Source organism: Bacillus sp. FSL H8-0534, assembly GCF_038005885.1.
In the GTDB taxonomy this organism is placed as follows: domain Bacteria; phylum Bacillota; class Bacilli; order Bacillales; family Bacillaceae_G; genus Bacillus_A; species Bacillus_A pseudomycoides.
Genome location: NZ_JBBOUC010000001.1, coordinates 2,760,598 through 2,783,855 on the forward strand (window position 1 = coordinate 2,760,598; position 23,258 = coordinate 2,783,855).

20 protein-coding genes and 1 riboswitch are annotated in these 23,258 nt (G+C 36.0%); of the genes, 6 read left to right on the forward strand and 14 right to left on the reverse strand.

The window, feature by feature from the left end:
- Window positions 1-49 precede the first annotated feature (49 nt).
- The gene (locus tag MHH71_RS14110) at window positions 50-1,621 is read right to left on the reverse strand and encodes a vanadium-dependent haloperoxidase (RefSeq protein WP_006093242.1); all 1,572 of its coding nucleotides are present in this window, start codon (window positions 1,619-1,621) and stop codon (window positions 50-52) included.
- Between the two features lie 229 nt (window positions 1,622-1,850).
- On the opposite strand from MHH71_RS14110, the gene MHH71_RS14115 reads away from it, so the two are divergent.
- Window positions 1,851-3,080 carry an aminopeptidase gene (locus MHH71_RS14115; protein ID WP_006093240.1) on the forward strand — a complete coding sequence of 410 codons (1,230 nt, stop codon included), beginning with the start codon at window positions 1,851-1,853 and terminating at the stop codon, window positions 3,078-3,080.
- A 293-nt stretch (window positions 3,081-3,373) separates the two neighbouring features.
- On the opposite strand, the gene MHH71_RS14120 is transcribed toward MHH71_RS14115, so the two are convergent.
- The 9 genes from MHH71_RS14120 to MHH71_RS14160 form a co-directional block, all read right to left on the reverse strand.
- Window positions 3,374-4,825 carry an NAD-dependent succinate-semialdehyde dehydrogenase gene (locus tag MHH71_RS14120; protein ID WP_006093239.1) on the reverse strand — a complete coding sequence of 484 codons (1,452 nt, stop codon included), beginning with the start codon at window positions 4,823-4,825 and terminating at the stop codon, window positions 3,374-3,376.
- Between the two features lie 197 nt (window positions 4,826-5,022).
- Entirely contained in the window at window positions 5,023-6,384 is a 1,362-nt protein-coding gene (locus tag MHH71_RS14125; RefSeq protein ID WP_033798570.1) for a sigma-54 interaction domain-containing protein, read from the reverse strand.
- Window positions 6,385-6,717: 333 nt separating this feature from the next.
- Entirely contained in the window at window positions 6,718-8,079 is a 1,362-nt protein-coding gene (gene gabT / locus MHH71_RS14130) for a 4-aminobutyrate--2-oxoglutarate transaminase (RefSeq protein WP_033798568.1), read from the reverse strand.
- A 157-nt stretch (window positions 8,080-8,236) separates the two neighbouring features.
- A complete protein-coding gene (locus MHH71_RS14135; RefSeq protein ID WP_006093236.1) occupies window positions 8,237-8,983 on the reverse strand; it encodes an HAD family hydrolase in 747 nt (248 codons plus the stop codon).
- Window positions 8,984-9,157: 174 nt separating this feature from the next.
- Entirely contained in the window at window positions 9,158-10,063 is a 906-nt protein-coding gene (locus MHH71_RS14140; protein ID WP_006093235.1) for a diacylglycerol kinase, read from the reverse strand.
- 547 nt (window positions 10,064-10,610) lie between these two features.
- Window positions 10,611-12,038 carry an Asp-tRNA(Asn)/Glu-tRNA(Gln) amidotransferase subunit GatB gene (gene gatB / locus MHH71_RS14145; RefSeq protein ID WP_006093233.1) on the reverse strand — a complete coding sequence of 476 codons (1,428 nt, stop codon included), beginning with the start codon at window positions 12,036-12,038 and terminating at the stop codon, window positions 10,611-10,613.
- Between the two features lie 13 nt (window positions 12,039-12,051).
- Window positions 12,052-13,509: an Asp-tRNA(Asn)/Glu-tRNA(Gln) amidotransferase subunit GatA gene (gatA, locus tag MHH71_RS14150; RefSeq protein WP_006093232.1), complete on the reverse strand. Its 1,458-nt coding sequence runs from the start codon at window positions 13,507-13,509 to the stop codon at window positions 12,052-12,054.
- Window positions 13,510-13,524: 15 nt separating this feature from the next.
- Entirely contained in the window at window positions 13,525-13,815 is a 291-nt protein-coding gene (gene gatC / locus MHH71_RS14155; RefSeq protein WP_003194647.1) for an Asp-tRNA(Asn)/Glu-tRNA(Gln) amidotransferase subunit GatC, read from the reverse strand.
- Window positions 13,816-13,956: 141 nt separating this feature from the next.
- On the reverse strand, window positions 13,957-14,193 hold the full coding sequence (locus tag MHH71_RS14160; RefSeq protein WP_006093230.1) for a YiaA/YiaB family inner membrane protein: 237 nt from the start codon (window positions 14,191-14,193) through the stop codon (window positions 13,957-13,959).
- Between the two features lie 231 nt (window positions 14,194-14,424).
- Between MHH71_RS14160 and MHH71_RS14165 the strand changes: the two genes are divergently transcribed.
- The 5 genes from MHH71_RS14165 (at window position 14,425) to MHH71_RS14185 (ending at window position 18,078) form a co-directional block, all read left to right on the forward strand.
- Window positions 14,425-14,907 carry a MarR family winged helix-turn-helix transcriptional regulator gene (locus tag MHH71_RS14165; protein WP_006093229.1) on the forward strand — a complete coding sequence of 161 codons (483 nt, stop codon included), beginning with the start codon at window positions 14,425-14,427 and terminating at the stop codon, window positions 14,905-14,907.
- Between the two features lie 78 nt (window positions 14,908-14,985).
- Window positions 14,986-16,164 carry an ArsA family ATPase gene (locus MHH71_RS14170; RefSeq protein WP_006093227.1) on the forward strand — a complete coding sequence of 393 codons (1,179 nt, stop codon included), beginning with the start codon at window positions 14,986-14,988 and terminating at the stop codon, window positions 16,162-16,164.
- Window positions 16,157-16,351, forward strand: coding sequence for a DUF3926 domain-containing protein (locus MHH71_RS14175; protein WP_033798567.1), 195 nt, complete (start codon window positions 16,157-16,159; stop codon window positions 16,349-16,351). Before MHH71_RS14170 ends, MHH71_RS14175 begins: the two co-directional genes overlap by 8 nt.
- Before the next feature lie 65 nt (window positions 16,352-16,416).
- The gene (locus MHH71_RS14180) at window positions 16,417-16,902 is read left to right on the forward strand and encodes an HXXEE domain-containing protein (RefSeq protein WP_018766486.1); all 486 of its coding nucleotides are present in this window, start codon (window positions 16,417-16,419) and stop codon (window positions 16,900-16,902) included.
- Between the two features lie 308 nt (window positions 16,903-17,210).
- Window positions 17,211-17,316, reverse strand: a riboswitch (SAM riboswitch).
- Between the two features lie 204 nt (window positions 17,317-17,520).
- Window positions 17,521-18,078: a cysteine hydrolase family protein gene (locus tag MHH71_RS14185; protein ID WP_003194639.1), complete on the forward strand. Its 558-nt coding sequence runs from the start codon at window positions 17,521-17,523 to the stop codon at window positions 18,076-18,078.
- Window positions 18,079-18,136: 58 nt separating this feature from the next.
- On the opposite strand, the gene MHH71_RS14190 is transcribed toward MHH71_RS14185, so the two are convergent.
- The 4 genes from MHH71_RS14190 to MHH71_RS14205 all read right to left on the reverse strand — a co-directional run bounded on the left by MHH71_RS14190 (window position 18,137) and on the right by MHH71_RS14205 (window position 23,251).
- Window positions 18,137-19,030, reverse strand: coding sequence for a DUF4097 family beta strand repeat-containing protein (locus MHH71_RS14190; RefSeq protein WP_006093222.1), 894 nt, complete (start codon window positions 19,028-19,030; stop codon window positions 18,137-18,139).
- 457 nt (window positions 19,031-19,487) lie between these two features.
- Window positions 19,488-21,035 (reverse strand): L-glutamate gamma-semialdehyde dehydrogenase, encoded by a 1,548-nt coding sequence (pruA, locus tag MHH71_RS14195; protein WP_006093220.1) that lies wholly within the window; start codon window positions 21,033-21,035, stop codon window positions 19,488-19,490.
- Window positions 21,036-21,191: 156 nt separating this feature from the next.
- The gene (locus MHH71_RS14200) at window positions 21,192-21,962 is read right to left on the reverse strand and encodes a TSUP family transporter (protein ID WP_006093218.1); all 771 of its coding nucleotides are present in this window, start codon (window positions 21,960-21,962) and stop codon (window positions 21,192-21,194) included.
- A 95-nt stretch (window positions 21,963-22,057) separates the two neighbouring features.
- Entirely contained in the window at window positions 22,058-23,251 is a 1,194-nt protein-coding gene (locus MHH71_RS14205; RefSeq protein ID WP_006093217.1) for a CamS family sex pheromone protein, read from the reverse strand.
- Window positions 23,252-23,258: the final 7 nt, after the last annotated feature.

A 23,258-nucleotide genomic window follows, 5' to 3' on the forward strand; every position in this document is an offset into this window, starting at 1 on the left:
AACTCTTAACAATATGGGATAATTTCAATAAGGAAATCGTTTACTACTATTAAATTTTTATAAACTTACCATTGAATTTAGTAAAAGAAAAGCCATTAAATTTTTCGTTATAGATTGCTTTATGATCTTTCAGAATTCCAATCGCTACTGCTTCCCCGAGCTTTAAGCCTTCTATCGTGTCAGAACGCCAATGAACACCAGCTGTACCACGGCCAAGCCCAATATTGGTAGCAAGCTTATTCAATTCCCCTCCGACTTTCAAAGGTTGTCCTGAATAAGAGAGCAAAGAAAGACCATCAGAACTCGCTACAACTGGTTTTGGAATGACAAACGATTCATTAAAAAAGGCTTTCAATACAGTGACACCAGCTCCCATAAGAGTTGCATGTCCCGCAGGGTATGCAGGATGAGTCGGACAGCCTTCAGGATACGCTAACGGGAGTAAATACGTTCCAAACTTGCTAAATACTTCGGAAATAACTTGCGAATTTAATAATTCTGGATGAATCGGATAATGAGTATCACCTGTTAGCTGATTATGAACACGCCCTCCAAACTCTTCAGGGCGGATTCTGCGATGAACTAAAAACTTTTGACACCATGCCGCTTCAAGTGCTGCCTTTGCCGTCTTACCCACTAAATCCAAAATATGAGGGGCACCGAAGGTAACAAAACCATTCTGAGTTTTTGAATGTAAGTAGGGGTTATTGGATGATAATGCTCCTTTTCCAAAGCTAAGTAATATCAAACACGCAGAAAGACAAGCTTGGTAGGAAAAATCTTGATGAACAAATTCAGCTAGGTCACGACCATTACGAATATAACGAGTGACTGTATCAAATATAATTTCCTTCGGAGATAAACCATTTTGGATATCCAGCCATTCTTGGTAAGCAGTCATATAATCTTTATCAGATACAGTAGTACGATATTTTTGAATCATTGTTGTAGCTCCATAGGGAACATCTTGCCATAAAAATTGAGAAATATAAGGTCCTATCAGACCACCAGGTATTCCACCACGAAACAAAGTCTCTGTAGTAACGCTACCATTAACTTTAGGTCCACGGAAATCCGACAAACTTGATAATTCAGAAGCCGCTGCTAAAGTAAGAGAATTACTATTATATTCAGCAAAAGGCACATCACGTGTCAATGCCTGCCAGTATAGTTCAGTCATTTCACTTGCTTCCCAGGCACTACTAAAAGCTGGAGGTACCGCGATACTTAAATGGTGAGAATCCGGTCCTTCTAGCCCATAAGCATAAGCTGCTTGTGGATTGGCAAGCTTCACTACACCACCAAGCGTTAAACATTCAAAAGCATCTGGCTTTCCCTTCTTAAGTGCCTCAATCCATTTTTTATAAGCATAAATATCAACTTCCCCTAAAGAATTATGTGGTAAAGCCTTGGAGAAGCTAGCAATTTTATTATCAAACAATTTTTCATCTCCGTTACAGAATTGAACTGGAAGAGGAATACCTTTTTGATAATCTGCAGCTTGAAAACGAACTCGGAATGCCTTATCACAACGCTCATATGGGGACATAGGTCCTATCTCACAATTCTTTTCTATATATGGATAACAATCTTTTCTATTTCGATTCGGATTTCGTCCCATTTTATCAACCTTTCACACTACATATTCATAACCATTTTCTTTCAAATCTTATTTAATATATGTTTATGCTTGTTTACCTGATTATTCTACTCAATCAATTGCCCATTTTCTCACAACACATCGTCAAAATACGAAATTAAGATTAATATAATTGAGGCACCGTTTATATTTTTTAAATTTTCTTGTATTATGTATATAAGAAATCTTTTGAATAAAGGGGATTATACCTATGTCATTTGAACAATCATTAGAAAAGTATGCTGCTCTTGCAGTAAATGTCGGTGTTAATATTCAGCCTGGACAAACATTATCTATTAATGCGCCACTTGAGGCAGCTCCATTTGTCCGTCTTATTACAGAAAAAGCATATAAATCAGGCGCAAAGCATGTATATGTAGATTGGAACGATGAGGTATTAACACGTTTAAAATTTGATTTAGCTCCTGAAGAAGCATTCTCAGAATTCCCTGCTTGGAAGGCACATGCACGTGAAGAATTGGCAAAAGAAGGCGCTGCATTTATGTCTATCTATGCAGAAAATCCAGATTTATTAAAAGGTGTAGATGCAAAACGAATTGCAAGTGCTCATAAGGTTGCTGGAGAAGCAATGAAGGTATACCGTGATTATGTACAAGCAGATAAAGTAAGCTGGTGCGTAATCTCTGTTCCTACGAGAGAATGGGCTGCAAAAGTATTCCCTGATGTAGCACCAGAAGAGCAACAAGAAAAGCTATGGGATGCAATTTTCCAAGCAACTCGTGCAGATTTAGAAAATCCTATTGAAGCATGGAAAGAACATGATGAAACATTACATACAAAAGTAGACTACTTAAACGAAAAACATTATAAAGCTCTTCACTATACAGGTCCTGGAACAGATTTAACAATTGAACTTCCAGAAAAACATGTATGGGCTGGCGCTGGTAGCTTAAATGAAAAGAATATACCATTTATGGCTAACATTCCGACAGAAGAAGTCTTTACTATGCCATTAAAAACAGGTGTAAACGGTCAAGTATCGAGCACAAAACCATTAGTATTTGCAGGTAACATCATCGATAACTTTACACTAACATTCGAAAATGGTCGCATTGTTGACTACAAAGCTGATGTTGGCGAAGAAGCACTAAAACATTTAGTAGAAACAGATGAAGGCTCTCACTTCTTAGGAGAAGTCGCATTAGTACCTCATGATTCACCGATTTCTAATACAAACATTTTATTCTATAATACGCTATTTGATGAAAATGCATCTTGCCATTTAGCAATTGGGAATGCTTATGCATTTAACTTAGATGGTGGTAAAACGATGACAAAAGAAGAGCTTGCAGAAAATGGAGCAAACTCTAGTATTACACACGAAGACTTTATGATTGGTTCAGCAGAGCTTGATATTGATGGTATTACAGCTGACGGAACACATGAACCAATTTTCCGTAAAGGTAACTGGGCATTCTAAGAATACAAATTATTTAATGAAAAGAGCCATTTTCCTAGAAAAAGGCTCTTTTCACTTTTTAGTATACTGCCTTAATATAATCAATGTATAAAGTTTTGTTATTATAATATTCAAAATAAAAGGAGGAGTTTTCATGCCAACAGCAATTGCGATTTTAACATTCGTTGGTAAAGTGATTCCATTAGTAACAGATCTATTGAAAGCACTCATGTAAACTTATTCTTTTATATTAATTTATCCTCACATAATAAAAAGGTTGTTTTCATTTTAGAAAACAACCTTTTTTTACTTTATTATAGTCCTAAAGAAATGTATTTAATTTCTAAATATTCGTCAATTCCAAAATGACCCCCTTCACGACCAATACCACTTTCTTTATATCCGCCAAACGGAGCTTGTGCAACTGATGGAAGGCCATCATTTAAACCGATAATGCCATATTCTAATGCTTCACTAATTTGAAATGCTTGACTAATATCTTTTGTAAATACATATGCAGCTAAACCATACGGAGTATTATTAGCTCGTTCAATTACTTCTTCAACCGTTTCAAATTTTGCAACAGGCGCAACTGGTCCAAATGTTTCCTCATTCATACATAACATTGTATCGTTTGCTCCTCCAATTACAGTTGGTTCAATAAAGTAACCATTTAATTCTGCAATTGTTTGTCCTCCATAAAGGATTTCGCCGCCTTTTTGGATAGCATCTTCTATATGTTCCTTTACTTTTTCTACTGCATTCGCATCAATAAGCGGCCCTACAGTCGTACCTTCTCCAAATCCATCTCCTACCTTAAGCTGACCTACTGCTTTTTGAAACTTCTCTGCAAATTCTCCATATACCGCTTCTTGTACAAATACGCGATTTGTACATATGCATGTTTGACCAGCATTACGGAATTTCGAACCAATTACCGCTTCTACGGCTTTATCTAAATCCGCATCATTCATCACAATAAACGGAGCATGCCCCCCTAATTCAAGTGACACTTTTTTCATTGTTTTCGCTGCACCACACATTAATTCTTTTCCGATTTCAGTTGATCCCGTAAACGAAACCTTTCTCACACGTCCATCATTCATCCACGTATCAGCGATAGCCTTTGCACTACCTGTTACAATGTTTAAAACGCCCTTTGGAATATCAGCCTCATGTGCAAGTTCAGCTAATTTTAATGCTGTTAACGGCGTTTGACTTGCAGGCTTTACAACTGCTGTGCAACCTGCTGCAAGCGCTGGAGCTACTTTTCTTGTAATCATAGCAGCTGGAAAATTCCACGGTGTAATTGCTGCAATAACACCAACAGGCTGTTTTATTACTAAGATGCGTTTATCTGGATGAGAAGCTGGAATCATCTCACCATATACTCGCTTTCCTTCTTCTGCATACCATTCTACAAAACTATTCGCATAATTCACTTCACCAAGTGCTTCTGCAAATGGCTTCCCTTGCTCTTTCGTCATAATTGCTGCGATTTCTTCTTTATTTTCATCAATTAGTGCAAACCACTTTTTTAATTTTTGCGCACGGTCAGCTGCAGTTAATTTTGACCAAGATTTAAAAGCTTCATGTGCAGCATCTACCGCTTGCTTCGCCTCAATGACTCCGCCTTTTGGAACAGTTGCAAATACTTCCTGCGTCGCAGGATTATTAATTTCAATTTGTTCCTGTAGCCCGATCCATTCCCCATTTATATACATTGCTTTCTGTTCTAAATTTATATAAGTCGCTTTCTTATCCAACGTTTTCTTCCTCCTTTATATTCACTTCATTTTCTTCTATATTTCTATCATACTTTCAAAAAAGCATTCGAACAAAGAAATAGCCTTCACTCGTTTTCTCTCTTTATTTTCACTTGGAATGGGACAGTTTCTATGCATGGACGGATGCTCTCTCCCCCCTAAAAAGAAAGGTTCTATATCATTTTTTCAATTTGTATTTATATAAATTCCTCTCCTATAAACCTCTTAATTTTCCTCGTCGCTGCAGACTGGCTTATTTTCAAAAACTCTGCTACTTTATAGCTTGATCCATATGTTTTATACGCTTTAAGGATAATATTCCGTTCTACTTCTTCCAACATTTTATAGAGGCTTTGACCGGACTGTTCAACTGTTGATCCATGCATAGATAATGGTAAGTCTTCAATCGTTACAATGTTATCTGCAGTAATGACAATTCTTTCAATCACATTTTCTATTTCTCTATTATTCCCTTCCCAAGGGTACCCTACAAACATTTGTAAAGTACTAGGGGCCAATTTTACATCACGTCCATACTTCTCGTTAAAGTGATGTAAGTAATGATAGACTAAAGGTAAAATATCTTCCGTTCTTTCACGAAGTGGAGGGATATGAATCGGTATTACATTTAAACGATAGTATAAATCTTTTCGGAAAGTACCTTGTTTCACCATTTCAGCCAAATCTCTATTCGTAGCTGCTACAATACGAACATCTACTTTTTTTAGTTCCCTACCTCCTACTGAGCGGAATGTTTTTTCTTGTAATACTTGTAACAGTTTCGCCTGAATTTCAAGTGGCATTTCACCAATCTCGTCTAAGAAAAGAGTTCCTTTATGAACTAGCTCTAAAATCCCTTTTTTTCCTTCGCGGTTTGCACCTGTAAATGAACCACCTGAATAGCCAAACAGTTCCGATTCGATTAAATTTGTCGGCAATGCCGCACAATTAATTTCATAAAACATTTCATTTTTACGATGACTCACTTCATGCAAATGACGCACTAATCTACTTTTCCCTACACCAGTCTCGCCTAAAATAAGAACCGTACTATCTACCACAGAAACTTTTTTGATTGTTGTAACTATTTTTTGCATAGCTACACTTTTAAAAATAAGCCCCTCATATTCATACGTTTCTCTTAACTCTTTTTTATATGTCTTTAACTGATTATCCATCTCTTCGACCTTTTTTCGTAATTGGTAGAGTTCAGTGAGATCACGAGAATAACTAATTACCCTTCGCAAATTCCCTTGTTCATCAAACACAGGCCTTGTACGAACGTGTAAATACTCTCCTGATTTTGTTGTCTGAACAAGTTCAATTGGCTTTTTCTTCTCAATTACTTCTAATGTTGCAGATGGATAAAAGATCCCTTCTTTTTGTAGTTCTTTTACATGCTTACCTACTAACTCCTCAGCAGATAATTGATAGTGTCTTTCGCATGTACTATTTACACGGACAACAGTTCCTTCCTCATCCGTAACAAAAATCTCATCAAATGCATATTCAAATACATCTTTTAAATCCATAAATGCTCGTTCCTTTTCTGCAACCATTCCAGCCACTCCTCAAATTCAAGTACATTGCTTCACTTTATTATCTCTTACATTTCATTATAAAATGAAACCTACATTTAAGGGAATTTTCTGTATATTCAACAAAGCAAACTAGAATGGTCACAAATATGTTATATATATATCCATTTTGATTTTCCGACATATAAGGCGCTACTATAAAGAACAAACGGTAATCTATGGTCGTTTCCTCTCTTTGCTCTAACTTTGCATGAGGCTGGAAGAGAGTCTGACCACTTCTATGCATGGACGGATGCTCTCTCCACCTAAAAAAAGAAAGGTTTTATGCCGTTTTTTCAATTTGCATTCTATTATTTACACACGAGCTATATCCGCTTGCTCATAACAAGCTTGCAGGGAATCTTCAATAATTGTAAGCCCCTCTTCTAGCTGCTCATCTGTAATGACAAGTGGCATTAATACACGAACTACATTCCCATACGTTCCAGCAGATAATAAGAGCAATCCACGTCTATTTGCTTCAGCGCATAAATTTGCTGTTAATGCTTTATCCGCTTCTTTCGTTGTACGATCTTTAACAAGTTCGAACGCACACATTGCTCCTAAGCCACGCACATCACCAATACAATTATATTTTTTCTTCATTGCTTCAAATCGATCCATCACAACTTTTCCTACATGTACAGCTCGATCATTTAATTTTTCTTTCTCTATAATATCCAAAACAGCTAATGCCGCAGCGCAGCCTAATGGACTTCCAGCGTATGTTCCACCAAGTTCCCCTGGTGCTGATTCATTCATAACTTCTTTTCGGCCAATAACGCCACTAATCGGTACTCCTGCCCCTAATGATTTTGAAACAGTAATTAAATCTGGAACTACATCATAATGATCAATTGCAAAGTATTTTCCTGTACGGCTAAATCCTGTTTGAATTTCATCAGCTACAAATAAAATACCATGTTCAGAGCAAAGACGACGTACTTCTTGTACAAACTTTTTACTTGGAATGATAAAACCACCTTCACCTTGGACTGGTTCCATCACAACAGCTGCTATACTTTCTGGTGCAACTTCTGATATTAAAAAATTCTTAAATTCTTCAATAATGAAGTTATCGTATTGTTCGTCTGTTAAACCTTCTGGACGACGGTATTCATATGGAAATGGTGCTTTATATACTTCCGGTGCAAATGGACCAAATCCGAATTTATATGGCTTTACTTTACTTGTCATCGTCATTGTCATCAATGTACGACCATGAAACCCTTTTGAAAACGCAATAATGCCAGGTCTTTTCGTATATTTACGAGCAATTTTCACAGCATTTTCAACTGCTTCAGCACCGCTATTTAAAAATAATACTTGTTTTTCAAATTTTCCAGGAGCTAATGCAGCAAGCTTCTCTGCTAATTCAATATATGGCTCATACATCATTACATTAAATCCAGTATGAATATATTGATCTACTTGTTTATGAAGCGCCTCTTTCACAGCAGGGTGACAATGTCCTACGTTAATCGTTCCAATTGCTCCTGCAAAATCGATAAATTGATTTCCATCTACATCTGTTACAAGCGCACCATCGGCTGACTGTACGAATGTTGAAATCCCATTACTCACGCCCCTTGGTACGATATTTTGACGGCGTTCTAATAAAGAAGCTGCCTTTGGTCCTGGAATTTGTTCATTTACTTTAGCGAATTTTGTATTCATCGTTTCTCCCATCCTTTTCTATGCTATGATTTTCTTTTTCTATATTGCAAGATGTATGCCAATTTACAAATGTAGTGTTGTTCTAACATTCCTAGTATTTCGACATAAAAAATAAGTCTATAAAGACTTGTTATGAGTCTCTATAGACTTATTTTATTTATACATTAGACTTCCTTTGTTCCCAAATAAATTCACCCGAGCTAGAAATAAGATCCCCTACAGAATCTAGTACAACATCGGCAAGTGGTGCTAATGTTTGTCGATCCCCCGTCCCAGAAAGAACACCAATTGCATAACAACCGCCACTATTTTTCGCTAAATGTAAATCGGTCGGTGTATCGCCAACTACCGCTACTTCCGATGAATCCAAGCTAAACTTCTCGCAAAATGCTTCTACAATTTGTTTATCTGGTTTTTGTGCCGGAAATGTATCTGCAGTTACAATACAATCAAAGAAAGATTCCAATCGATACTGCTTTAAAAATAATTCTGTCGGTGCAAAATCATCAGCTGTCACCACTCCTAAAATGAAACCTTTATCTTTCAATGTTTGTAAAACCCTTGGTAAATCTGCTGTCATTCTCATATGTGAACGATGTTCGTACATAAGAGTAAATAGTTTTCCACTTATCCAGTGATGCATATCACTCTTTTTAACAGACGGTATATACTTACAACAAATTTTCGCTATATCGAGGCTTGTTCCTGCTGCTAATACACTACTTGGATGAACAAACGCCCCTTTAACACCAATTTCTTCCAAAATAGTCAACTGTAATGATTGAGGTAATTGATGTAGTTCTATAAGTTCAGCTACAAGTTCTTCTGCAACTTTAATCCAAATCGAATGAAAATCCATTAATGTTCCATCTTTATCAAAGAGTATTGCCTTTATCTTCTCCATAACACACCCTACCTTTCTGCCCTTCTCACATTCAGTGTAGCAAGTAAATGTGGATATAAGATGAACGCATTGTAAAAATACATTGAAAATCAAACCAACTCCCAATTTACAAAAGGAATTAATGACACGATTCCATCGACACATTCCTATATATATAAATAAAAAAGGATACCTTTATAAGGTATCCTCTTTATGTTCTGGAACAAATAGTTCAAGACAATGATATATATTTTCAAATTCCATTGGCGCATCTCCGCCATATTCACCATCTAAATTAATCATTAATTTATCCGGCGAATGAACCTTAATACGATTTGCCTGCGTATATAAAACTTTTGGATTATTAATATGCTCACCGCGCTGTGCTTGTGTTGCTGCTTTAATCAAATCAGCAATAGAACCCTTCTTCAGCACTAATAAGTCAAATAAACCATCGTTAATAGATGCATATGGTGCAACCTTTTCAAAACCACCAACTGAACGGGTATTCGTAATTAAAAACATCGTAATCTCTTCTTGCAATAGCTTTCCATCATACTCGATTTCAACGTATGTTGGATGTAATGACGGCAGCATTTCGATACCTTTTAAATAATAGGCAAGCTGTCCTAGTACTGTTTTCAGCTTACTTGGTACTTCGTATGTTAATTCTGTAATACGTCCGCCGCCAGCAATGTTAATAAAATATGTATCGTTCGCTCTACCAAGGTCTAATGGAACAGTCTTACCTTCACAAATAATATCTGCCGCCTCTTCAATAGAACGCGGTACACCGATTGCACGTGCAAAATCATTTGTTGTCCCAACTGGAATGATTCCGAATTTCGGACGATATTCATTCCCTACTAAACCATTCACCACTTCATTTAACGTCCCGTCACCACCAGCTGCAATGACAACATCAAATTTACGATTTGCCGCTTGCCTCGCTGCCACAGTCGCATCTCCAGGACCCGTTGTCGCATGACAAGATGTTTCATATCCAGCTTGTTCTAATTTTTGTAATACTTCTGGTAAGTTCTTTTTAATTAACTCACGGCCAGAAGTAGGGTTATAAATTATTCTTGCTCGCTTCATCATTCATTAGCACAGGAAATTTCTCATTCACCATTCACAGAAAAAGAATATACCGAATCTTTATTCAGCGTTCCTATGCCTACCTCCTCTCATCTCCATATCCTTCCTTTAGCCCATTTAAAAGGACAAATAAGGACCCAGGTTCATACCGCTTTACATCAGCAAAATATAAAGAACAACCTACTAATGAAAGCTTTGCTTTATTGAACTAAGTAATATATATCATTTCACCATTCATAGTACTTTCTGTTTCTTACATACAAAACAGGGGATAACAATTATCTATTATTTCACGAGATGAAAAAACTCTCTATGTCTAGATTTATCATTATTCCCACCTTTTTGCAACTATCATACCATAGTTGCTATACAAACATTTTCTCACTTTTGTCAGTTAATCAAACGTTTGTTTAAATAATTTCTTAATTTAAACAAACGTTTGATTAACTCAGAAAAAACACCCAAATATGGGTGCTTTCTCTGATTAATCTTTACTATTTGATAACCGCTTAACTTCATAAGCTAGGCTATCCAGTTCCACTTTTCTTTATTATCGCTTGTTGATTTCTTCTAACAAGATTTTATTAACAAGTGGTGGGTTTGCTTGTCCTTTTGTCGCCTTCATAATTTGACCCACTAAGAAGCCAATTGCACGGTCTTTACCGTTTTTAAAGTCTTCAATAGATTGTTCGTTATTATCAAGAATTTCTGTTACGACCTTACGAAGTGTACCTTCGTCAGAAATTTGAACAAGACCTTTTGCTTTAACGATTTCTTCTGGGTCTCCACCTTTTTCAATTAATTCGTTAAATACTTTTTTCGCAATTTTAGATGAAATTGTACCTTTTTCAATTAATTGAACCATTTTAGATAGACCAGCTGGCGTTAATGCTACGTCTTTTAATTCTTTTTGTTGTTTATTTAAGTATGCAAGTACTTCACCCATTAACCAGTTTGATGTTAATTTCGCGTCTGCACCGTCTACAATTGTTGCTTCAAAGAAATCAGACATCTCTTTTGTTAATGTTAATACGTGTGCATCATAAGCTGGTAAACCAAGTTCTTCAACATAGCGTACTTTACGAGCATCTGGAAGTTCTGGAATAGAAGCGCGAACGCGTTCTTTCCACTCATCATCGATGTAAAGTTCAACTAAGTCTGGCTCTGGGAAGTAACGGTAATCGTCAGATCCTTCTTTTACACGCATTAAGATTGTTTTCTTTGTTGCTTCATCATAACGACGTGTTTCTTGTTGAATGATGCCACCAGATAATAATTCTTTTTCTTGGCGTACTTGTTCATGCTCAAGACCTTTTTGTACATAAGTGAAAGAGTTTAAGTTTTTCAGCTCTGCTTTTGTACCGAACTTCTCTTGTCCTACTGGACGAAGGGAAATGTTCGCATCACAGCGAAGAGACCCCTCTTCCATCTTACAGTCAGATACACCTGTATATTGAATGATAGATTTTAATTTTTCTAAGTATGCATATGCTTCTTCTGGCGTACGCATATCTGGCTCAGATACGATTTCGATTAATGGCATACCTTGACGATTATAATCCACTAATGAACCTTCACTTGTATGCGTTGATTTACCTGCATCTTCTTCTAGGTGAAGACGTGTAATACCGATGCGTTTCTTTTTGCCATCTACTTCAATTTCAATCCAACCATTTTCCCCAATTGGTTTATCATATTGAGAAATTTGGTATGCTTTCGGATTATCTGGATAGAAATAGTTTTTACGATCAAACTTTGTTTCTGTTGCGATTTCACAGTTTAATGCCATTGCAGCTTTCATTGCAAAGTTAACTGCTTCTTTATTTAGAGTTGGAAGCACCCCAGGATATCCTAAGTCAATTACACTTGTTTGTGTATTTGGATCCGCTCCGAATTCTGTTGGACTCGCAGAGAAAATTTTCGAATTCGTTTTTAACTCAACGTGAACCTCTAAACCGATAATTGTTTCTAAATTCATCTATGCTCGCCTCCTACAGACTTGCTTTTTTTGTATGATAATCTGTTGCTTGCTCAAACGCATGTGCAACGCGATAAATTGTTGCTTCATCGAAGTGTTTACCGATAATTTGTAAACCAAGTGGCATGTTGTTCGCACCGAATCCACATGGAACAGAAATCGCCGGAACACCTGCTAAGTTCACTGGAATTGTTAAAATGTCGTTTGCGTACATTGTCATTGGATCATCTACTTTTTCGCCTACTTTGAATGCTGGAGTTGGCGTTGTTGGTCCAATAATAACGTCATAGTTAGCAAATACATTTTCAAAGTCATTTTTAATTAATGTACGTACTTGTTGTGCTTTTTTGTAATATGCATCATAGTAACCAGAGCTAAGCGCAAATGTACCGAGCATGATACGACGTTTCACTTCATCACCGAAGCCTTCGCTACGCGTGTTTTTGTAAAGGTCCATTAAGTTACTCACATTGTCAGAACGCACGCCATAGCGTACGCCATCAAAGCGTGAAAGGTTAGCAGACGCCTCTGAAGAAGAAATTAAGTAATACGTTGCTAAAGCATATTTAGAGTGCGGAAGAGATACTTCTTCCCAAGTTGCCCCCATACCTTCTAATACTTTTAACGCAGCTAGTACTGACTCACGAGCTTCTTCGCCAACACCTTCTCCTAAGTATTCTTTTGGTACAGCGATACGTAAACCTTTTACATCACCTGTTAAACCAGCTAAGTAGTTGCCAACTTCAACATTTGCAGAAGTTGTATCCATGCGGTCAACACCCGAAATCGCTTGTAATAGGTATGCATTGTCTTCTACTGTACGTGTAATTGGTCCGATTTGGTCAAGAGAAGATGCAAATGCAACTAAACCAAAGCGAGATACACGTCCGTAAGTTGGTTTTAAACCAACAACACCGCAATATGCAGCTGGTTGACGGATTGAACCACCCGTATCAGAACCTAAAGAGAATAATACTTCTCCTGCCGCTACTGCCGCTGCAGAACCACCACTAGATCCGCCCGGAACATAATCTAAATTCCATGGGTTTTTCGTAGCATAGAAACCAGAGTTTTCATTTGAAGACCCCATTGCAAACTCGTCCATGTTTAATTTACCGATTGTAATTGTGTCAGCAGCTTTCAGCTTTTGCACAACTGTCGCATCATAAATTGGATCAAAGTTTGCTAATATTTTGCTCGCACAAGTTGTACGAAGGCCGTTTGTTACAATGTTGTCTTTCACACCGATTGGCATACCGAATAGTAAACCGTTATCTTCAGCACCAATTTTTGCATCTAATTCCTTCGCTTTCGCGCGTGCATTTTCTTCATCTAATGTAAGAAAAGCTTTTACGTTATCTTCTACATCCGCAATACGTTTGTATGATTCTTCTACTAAATCCGTAACGGAAATTTCTTTGTTGTTTAACTTCTTATGTAACTCTGATACAGAATGATCAAATAATGACATCGAAATTCCCCTCCTCTATTCTAATACTGCTGGAACACGGATTTGATTATCTTTGTGATCCGGTGCATTTTTTAATACTTCTTCAACTGGTAAACCTTTTTCTGGTACATCTTCACGCATAATATTTTTCATATCTAATACATGAGTTGTTGGTTTAACACCTGTTGTATCTAATTCATTTAACTGCTCTGCAAATGTAACAATTGCATCGAGTTGCTTTTGAAATTTTTCTGCTTCTTGATCTGTAATTGCAAGACGTGCTAAATGCGCTACATGCTTTACATTCTCAACGGAAATTCTTGACACGGCTAGGCCACCTCCATAATATATCGTTCAATCTACAATACTATTGATGATACCAAATTTTCAGTACTTCAAGCAAGTCAACACACGGTACTTACAGCATTTTTACATAAAAAAAGAAAGGCTTCTGCCTTTCCTCTCAATTTATTCTTTATCTAGTGGTTCTTTTTTCGGTAAACGCTCGTTATCTTCTTCATTATCACGAATTGTTTTTTGCAGTACAAAACAGGACATTGTTAAAAATAATGTACCTATTAAATAGTATCCTTTTACGCTAAGTGTTTCATCTAATGTATAAATACCAATTAACATACCAGAAAGCGCACAAACAAATGAAGTCCATGCTAAAAATGTGAACGCTTGGGTATTTCTTCTCCTCATGGTTCTCCCCCTTGTAGCTGTACCTCCATAATAGATAAGTATATTACTATTATGGATTTTTATGTGAAATATGTTTATCTACTTATTACTCTATTGCATACATTTTCTAATATAAAATTTATTTTTTATCTAATCTGAAAAAACAAATCATAATTGTTTGACATTTATTTCAAACATACATACAATAGAAATAAATATTACGAATCTCGAAATGTACGGGAGTGGAAATAATTGTTGCAATATGAACATTTTTTAGATTTACTGCTAGATAATGCCAAGAAGCTTTTCTACCCTGAAGAATGGGTGAGCCTTGATTTATCACTTTCTAAAACAGAAGTATTCTGTCTGTTATGGATGGAGCGAAATACAGATATTACAATGACGAAAATCACGGAGCTTCTCGATATTCCAATGAGCACAACGACAGGTGTCGTTAATCGACTTGTGAAAAAAGGATATATTGAGCGCTATCGGAATGAAAATGATCGACGCATTGTACTAATTCGCTTAACAGAAACTGGCGTACAACTCGTTCAAGAAGTAAAACACAATGCGGCTTATTACTTTAACCTTGTGACAGAAGCATTATCAGAAGAAGAAAAAGCATTTTTACTACAAATCTTCCAAAAGATTATGAATCACATCGCTACGTCACAACAAAAGCAAGTCGAAAAGCTTCCTACACCTAAGATGAAGAACATCCCGATTGAATAAGGCCCTTTATGGGTTTTTATTCAAACATATATTTCGACACTCGTAATATTCGACAACCGAAGCAAAGGGGATATAAATATGAGAATTATTTTGTATACAGGTAAAGGCGGCGTAGGAAAAACTAGCATTTCAGCAGCAACAGCACTTCAAAGTGCAAAACAAGGATTAAAAACATTAGTAATGAGCACTGATCCAGCTCATAGCTTAGGAGATTCCTTTGGCATAAAATTATCTTCTGAGCCACTAGAAATTCGTGAAAATTTATGGGCACAAGAAATCAATACAATTTATGAAATGGAAAAAGGCTGGGGGAAATTACAAAAGTATATTACATTGCTATTCACATCAAAAGCTGCTGACGATATTACAACAGAGGAATTAACGATGTTTCCTGGCATGGAGGACTTAATTAGTTTACTTCGTGTACTCGATTACTATAAACAGAAAACATATGATGTCATCATTATTGATTGCGCACCAACCGGAGAAACTCTCGCCATGCTAAGCTTTCCTGATATGCTCGGCTGGTGGATGGAAAAACTCTTTCCGATTAAAAGAAAAGTTTTAAAAGTTGTCCGACCTGTTGCACAACCACTTCTAGGAGTCCCACTTCCTACTGATGATATTATGGATGAATTAACAAATACACTTGAACACCTTGGAGAAATGCGGGATATTTTATCTAACCGTGAAGTGACAAGTATTCGCGTTGTTGTAAATCCAGAAAAAATGGTTATTAAAGAAGCGCAGCGTAGCTTCACCTATTTGAATTTATATGATTATAACGTGGATGCGATCATGATTAACCGCGTCATCCCTAATACCGTTACCGACTCCTACTTCCAAGCATGGAAAGACGCGCAGAAAAAATATAAAGCATTAATTCAAGATAGCTTCCAACCACTTCCTATTTATGAAGCTCCAATGTTTGAACAAGAAGTAATTGGATTACCTATGTTAGAGCGTGTAGGAGATGCTCTATTCAAAGATGATGTAGAACCAACCGCTGTAAAATTCAACGGGCGTACACAATATGTAAAAAAAGATGGTGATGAATATATTTTTGTTCTCTCTATTCCATTCTCAGATAAAAGTGAACTCGCTTTAAATCAAAAAGGTGATGAACTCATCATTCGCGCCGGCTCTGTCAAACGAAACATTACTTTACCAAAAACATTAACGCACTTATCTGTTCAGGGCGCAAAATTTGAAGGGGATGTGCTAATCATTCGATTTGGAGGCGTTGTTCATGCATGAGGATTTGCTAAGAACAGTCATTCAAACAAAATTAAAGCTTGGGATGTGTATCATCAATGAATTACCTACTCCTATCGGACAGCAAGCTAAAAAGATGATTCATATTTTGCAAGAAGAGCTTTCCGCTTGTATACAGGAAGAAAAACAGCCTGCAGAAGTAAACTTAAAAAGCATTACGATTGAATAACTATAAGAGCATAGGGGGCCCCTTTCCTTGCGGGCTTTCTATTTCTTTACCTGGGGATGATTTATTTGATTAAAACACCTAAAATTAAACATATATCTACCAATATTATTGTTTGGTTTATTCCCTTATTATTTTTCATTCATAACCTTGAAGAATCTATTAAAATACCTCAGTATCTTGCCAATCAATTCTCAATTCATTTCATAAGCAATAAGCAGTTTGTAATAGCGATTTGTATATTAACGACCATTGTTCTACTCTTCATTACCCTATACCAAATTCATATTATATCGTCTGTTTACTGGATTATTTTCATACAAGGAGCTATTTTCTTTAACGCTGTTCAACATATTGTTTTATTTTTCGTTTATCGCTCTTACAATCCTGGGGCAATATCAGCATTTATAATTGTACTGTTTTCCCTCTATGCATTCTCACTAGTAAAATTATTAATCAATAAAAAGAAACTGGCTCTCACACTATTTTTTAGTTTACTCTCCTATCCTATTATGATCTGGATCACCTTATTTTCAGCTAGCTTCCTTACTTAATCAAATTAAAAAACTAGGAAAACTCCTGGCCTTTTCACTCTACCTAACAGACATTGAATTTTTTATTACACAGAATTGGAAGGTACAAAATTAGGGTATCGTCTGTTAGGTATGATATATGTTGAACGAGCTAACAGCGAAGGGGTTCCTACTGGTTAGTTCGTTAAACCCGATATTATTTTACGATTTTTTTAAGTTTTTACACGCTGTAACAATTTGAAACAGAGCCTTGAAATCAAATAAAAAGTGCTCTTCTTCATATCTGTAATAAAAATAAGAAGAAGAGCACTTATATACTCATTCACATCTCCTCATCTTCCAAGCCTTTAAGAGCTTGCTTGGAATTAGCACGGTATTAAGAAACCCGTTGCTGAGGTATCGCAGGGCCAGTCCCTCCACCTCTCTGGATAAGAGTGTATCGATTTAATTGTCACTTAATTACGTCTTACTATAAAACTCTGAAAAGCGAGGGTCAATATAAAAACCCTAAAATATACTAGTTATCTTTTTATTAAAATTTTTAAATGAAATAAGAAAGTCTTTCTAAAAGGAAAATCTCCTCTGTTAATTGAATAACATTACATGAATACGAAATAAAAACGGAGGACGATCGATTATATGAAAACAGCCCTTTTACTCGTTGATATTCAAAATGATTATTTTCCAAATGGTAAAATGGAACTACGTGGCACCATGGAAGCTAGCGAGTATGCAAGTCAACTACTTCGGCATTTTCGAGAAATGAATCAACCTATTTTTCATATCCAACATGTATCTATTCAAGAAAATGCTACTTTTTTTCTCCCTAACACAGAAGGAGTCCACATTCATGAAAATGTTCGCCCCCTAAAAAATGAAACTGTTATTCTCAAACACTATCCAAATGGTTTTCGGGAAACGGACCTATTAGAGCAATTGCAAAACTTAGAAATTGAACATGTTATTATATGCGGGATGATGACTCATATGTGTATTGATGCTACAGTAAGAGCTGCTTTTGATTTCGGTTTTCGTTGTACTGTTGTACATGATGCATGCGCAACAAAAGATCTCATCTTTAAAAACGCTACGATTCCTGCCGTTTATATCCATAATACAATTTTAGCAAGTTTGAATGACGTATATGCAGATGTCATGAGTACAGAAGAATTCTTCAGTTTTAGAAACTCCATCTGAAACAAAAATCATGTCTCTCACAGACAGAGACATGATTTTTTATGCTGTTATTCAAAGGTTACCGTAACTTGAAATCTCCCGAACTTGTTTTTACTTTCACCTTATTTTCCCCTGTACCTTTTACTCCAACCAACTGATTTTTTGATTTCTCTTCATATAGCAGACCAGCAACATTTATATCCGCTTTACCTGAACTTCCATCAAACTCAACTCTTAAAGATTCAGGAAATGTATCAAATTGCATCTTAACATCACCGCTTGATGTATTACACTCTACTTCTCCCCGCAAACTACGATCATTATATTCAATATCACCCGATGATGTATTAGCTGCTAATTCTTTAGAATGTAAACCTTCTACTCTAATTTTTCCGCTACGTGTGTTCAATTTTGCTACTTCGATTTCACTTTTATCTGTCTTAATCTTTCCACTAGATGTTTTAGCTGTTAATTTTTCATTTACCTTAGAATGTGATAATGATACATCCCCAGAAGAAGTATTTATCTCCGCTACCTTTGTTTCAATTTCTTTTGCAACAAAATCTCCTGATGATGTGGTTACTTTGACAGTGTCATATATTTTCTTTGGAACTTTAACTTGTAAATTTACATCTGCGGCAGTTCCAATTCCCCATCCAACATAATTCTGATTTTTACTAAATTTAATATTTAATCTATTGTTTTCTTTTTTTACATCAAATTTATATTCATCTACTAGCTCTTTGCTTATTTCTCCATCCAGTAACACTTCGATATCTTTTGAATCAACTGTAATAATTTCAACATCTGCGGCAGAAGTCTTTATTTCAATTTCATCAATTTTTTCAACAGCCACCGTTTCTTTTTTATGAATTTCAGTTTTATTAAAAGCTACACCGAAAACAGTCATTGCCCCAACACCAATGCCCCCAATAACTAACAACGATAATGCGATAAGAACAATCTTTTTCATAAAATAACACTTCCTTCGTCGTATTTCTTTCTATAAAATCGTTAAAAATTAAATTCCATACATCCCTGTTCATATAGCTTTTATTATTCAGTACCATATATTATATAGTACTGTTCAATAGCTACTTATTTTTCTCCCAATCTTTCATGTTTCATTTTATCATTTACCATAATTTGTTACAATGTTTTTTCTGAAAAATACAAAAACACTACTTTCAGTGAGCAAAACCGAAAGTAGTGTCCTCTTGTCTAACCATAGATTTTCTTTCAAATTGTATTATACAGGAAATTCAAAAAATTAATACAGAAGAATATGACGAATGGATCAATTTTTCTGGTGCTTTTGTTTCTTTTCACTCTTTTATATTGTATTTAAGCAAGGTAGCAGTTTTCCAATCAGAATCTTTCTTACATGAAAAAGGCCTTCCCTATTACAGGAAGGCCTTTTCATCTATTTCTTATAAAGTTTCAGAAGTAGTTTTTCCTTGCATGTGAAGTGCGATATAGTCAGGTCCACCAGCTTTAGAGTCTGTACCAGACATGTTAAAACCACCAAATGGTTGGTAACCTACGATTGCACCAGTACATCCACGGTTGAAGTATAAATTACCAACGTGGAAGTCTTCACGTGCTTTTTCGATATGTTCACGGTTATTAGAAACAACAGCTCCTGTTAAACCGTATTCTGTATTATTTGCAATTGCAAGCGCATGATCAAAGTCTTTCGCTTTACAGAATGCTACTACTGGCCCGAAGATTTCTTCTTTCATTAAACGAGCGTCTTCTGCAACGTCAGCAACGATTGTTGGTTGGATGAACCAGCCTTTAGAGTCGTCTCCTTCGCCACCTGCTACTACTTTACCTTCTTCTTTACCAATTGCAACATAGCTCATTACTTTATCAAATGCAGCTTGGTCATTAACTGGTCCCATGTTCATGTCTTTTTCAGCTGGGTTACCTACAGTTAATTCTTTCGTTAATTCAACAGCACGGTTTAATACATGATCGTATACATCTTCATGGATTACTGCACGAGAACAAGCAGAACATTTTTGTCCTGAGAATCCAAATGCAGATGCAACGATAGACTTAGCAGCTAATTCAAGATCTGCTTCTTTATCAACAACGATTGTATCTTTACCGCCCATTTCAGCGATAACACGTTTTAACCAAATTTGGCCTGGATTTACTTTTGCTGCGCGTTCGTAAATACGAATACCTACATCGCGTGATCCAGTGAAGCTAATGAAACGTGTACGAGGGTGGTCTACTAAGTAGTCACCAACTTCAGATCCGCTACCAGGGATGAAGTTTACAACGCCTGCTGGTAAGCCTGCTTCTTCTAATACTTCCATAAATTTCGCTGCCACTACAGGTGTTGTACTAGCTGGTTTTAGTAATACTGTGTTACCAGAAACTACTGCAGCTGTTGTCATACCTGCCATAATTGCGAATGGGAAGTTCCAAGGAGAAATGATAACACCTACTCCTAATGGAATGTAAGAGAAACGATTATATTCAATTGGACGGCTTTCTACTGGAATACCGTCTTTTAATTTTAACATTTGACGACCATAATATTCCATAAAGTCGATTGCTTCTGCTGTATCAGCATCTGCCTCATTCCATGGTTTACCTGCTTCTTTTACAAGAATAGCAGAAAACTCATGCTTTCTACGACGAACAATTGCTGCAGCACGGAATAAAATGTCTGCACGCATTTCTGGTTTTGACTTTCTCCAAGTTTGGAATGTTTCATCCGCCACTTGCATTGCTTTTTCAGCTAATTCACGGCTTGCTTTTGAAACACTGCCCACAACTTCTTCTTTATTTGCAGGGTTTACAGAAACGATTTTCTCGTCTGTAGTGATCTTTTCTCCCCCGATAATTAATGGATAGTCTTGTCCAAGATAAGATTCTACTTTCTTTAAACCTTCTTCAAACGCTAACTTGTTAGCCTCTACTGAAAAATCTGTAAATGGCTCATGCTTGTATGCTACTACCATTCTTTTTAGCCTCCCCTTAGAAAAACGTTTACATTTTACAACATTATTCTACACGATAATTTAGATTTATTCAAATATTCCTAGACTTATATTTTAAAAATTAATAAATTTTTAAAATATAATAAAAAAGAAAAGCTTCATACGTTATGTATGAAGCTAAATAATATGAACATATTCCAAAACATTTTTCCCAATTAATAAAATTGTCACCAATAAAAATAAAGTGCGCACATATCCAACACCTTTTTGTACTGCAAACTTTGATCCTAGATAAGCCCCTAAAATCATTGATAACCCCATAATAATACCGTATTCAAAATGAATGACATCTAAAAATAGAAATGTGATTAAAGATACAATGTTACTAACGAAATTCAAAAGTTTTCCAGATGCAGCAGCTTGAATAAAGTCCAAACCAATTAATAAAAATGCAAAAATTAAAAATGAACCTGTCCCGGGACCAAAAAATCCATCATAAAATCCTAAACTTAAAATAACAAAGAAAAACATTAATGCTTTTCCTTTCGTCATCTTTTTATAAGTGGACACACTTCCCCAATCTTTTTTTACAATAATATAAATTGCAATAAATACCAACATAACAAGTACAAGTGGCCGTAAAATATCAGGTGGAATAAATTTCACAACTAAAGCTCCAGCTATCGCACCCACAATAGTTAATGGGATTAATTTTCCTACTATACGAAAATTAACCTTTCCTGAACGAATAAAATAAATAGCACTTGTAAAAGTCCCCATCGTTGCAGCCAGCTTATTTGTTGCAATTGCCGATGCAGGCGATAAGCCCACAAACATAAGTGCTGGAAGTGAAATGAGCCCTCCTCCTCCAACAACTGAATCAATAAATGCAGCCAAAAAACCAAAAGCAACGAGTAATACAATAATCTGTAAGCTTAACTCATCCATGTCTTTTCTCCTTACCCCTTTTTGTTCACAACATTAGAAATTATAACAAAATTACAGAAGAAAAAAAGCCGTTCCAGAAAGGAACAGCTTTTTTCTTAATCTAAAATTTTCACAAATGGTTCATCCTGCTTCGCCTCACGAATAATAATCGCTTCTGGTCGTTCAACAGATTTAATTGTCACCTGTACTTTCACATAATTCGGGAAGTATTGCATAACTTGTCCAGCAACAAATTGTGTAAATCCAATCACTTCTGCTTTTCCATTAAACTGAACAGGGATTTCAAGTTTCATTTCTTTTAATTGATCATCTTTATAAAATCCTGTACCAACAATAGCTGTGTAGTCACCTTTGAAAAACTCACTCAGTTTTGCTTTAAAGTTTTCTACAATTGCGTAATCTTCACGCACATCCGTTTTAGCTGATTCAGAAGGGAACAAGTAATATTTTTCATTAATTGCTTTCCAATCTCCTACTTTGTCACTGCCTTTATCTATTTGAGCATAAGATACAAATTTTCCTGGTACAAGTGTCGATTTTGATCCTTGGCGATAAATCGCAAATGTAATGGGAACATTTTTTAATTTTGGATCTTTCTTTTGCAATAATGTTAAAATTTCTTGTGCCATAGACTTACCTTGATCTAACATTTCTTTTTCTGAAATTTCCACCTCACGTGGATACCCATGTTCCTCAGTATAATAATGAACCGAATTCATTGCTAAACCAATAACAACTCCACCAAGTTCAACTTCTTTTTCACCTTTTCGTACATAATAATCGTGCTCTAAAATATTAGAAAGATACATTGGTGTTTTTTTGTTTCGAACCTCTAATGATTCTGAACCTTCTTGTAACGCCGGATTTAATCCAATATTAGGGAATTTCACTGCATCTTTTTTCAGTTTCTCTTCTAACTCTTTTTGCTCCGCATCTGTACGCTTTCTCTTTACAAGCATTTGAACCGTTTCTTTATCTAAAGAGCTACCACCTTTGAATAAATAATCCTTCGTACTAAACGATTCTTTCGCAATACGCATTAGTCCTGTTTCAAATTCATCTATATCCAGACGGCTATTTAATCCTTGTACAACTAAGCCACGTGCAGAACCTGGATCAAATGGCACCGTTGTTTTGTAATAATCCTCAGAAATAGAATATTTCGGAACAATCGCTTGTTCTTTTGATTTACCCGATTTTTCAACAACTTTTTCTTCTTTTTTTATACCTGTACTACATCCACTTAGAAGTAGACCTAGGCTTAATACCGCTAATGCTATTTTTTTCATGGTAAGT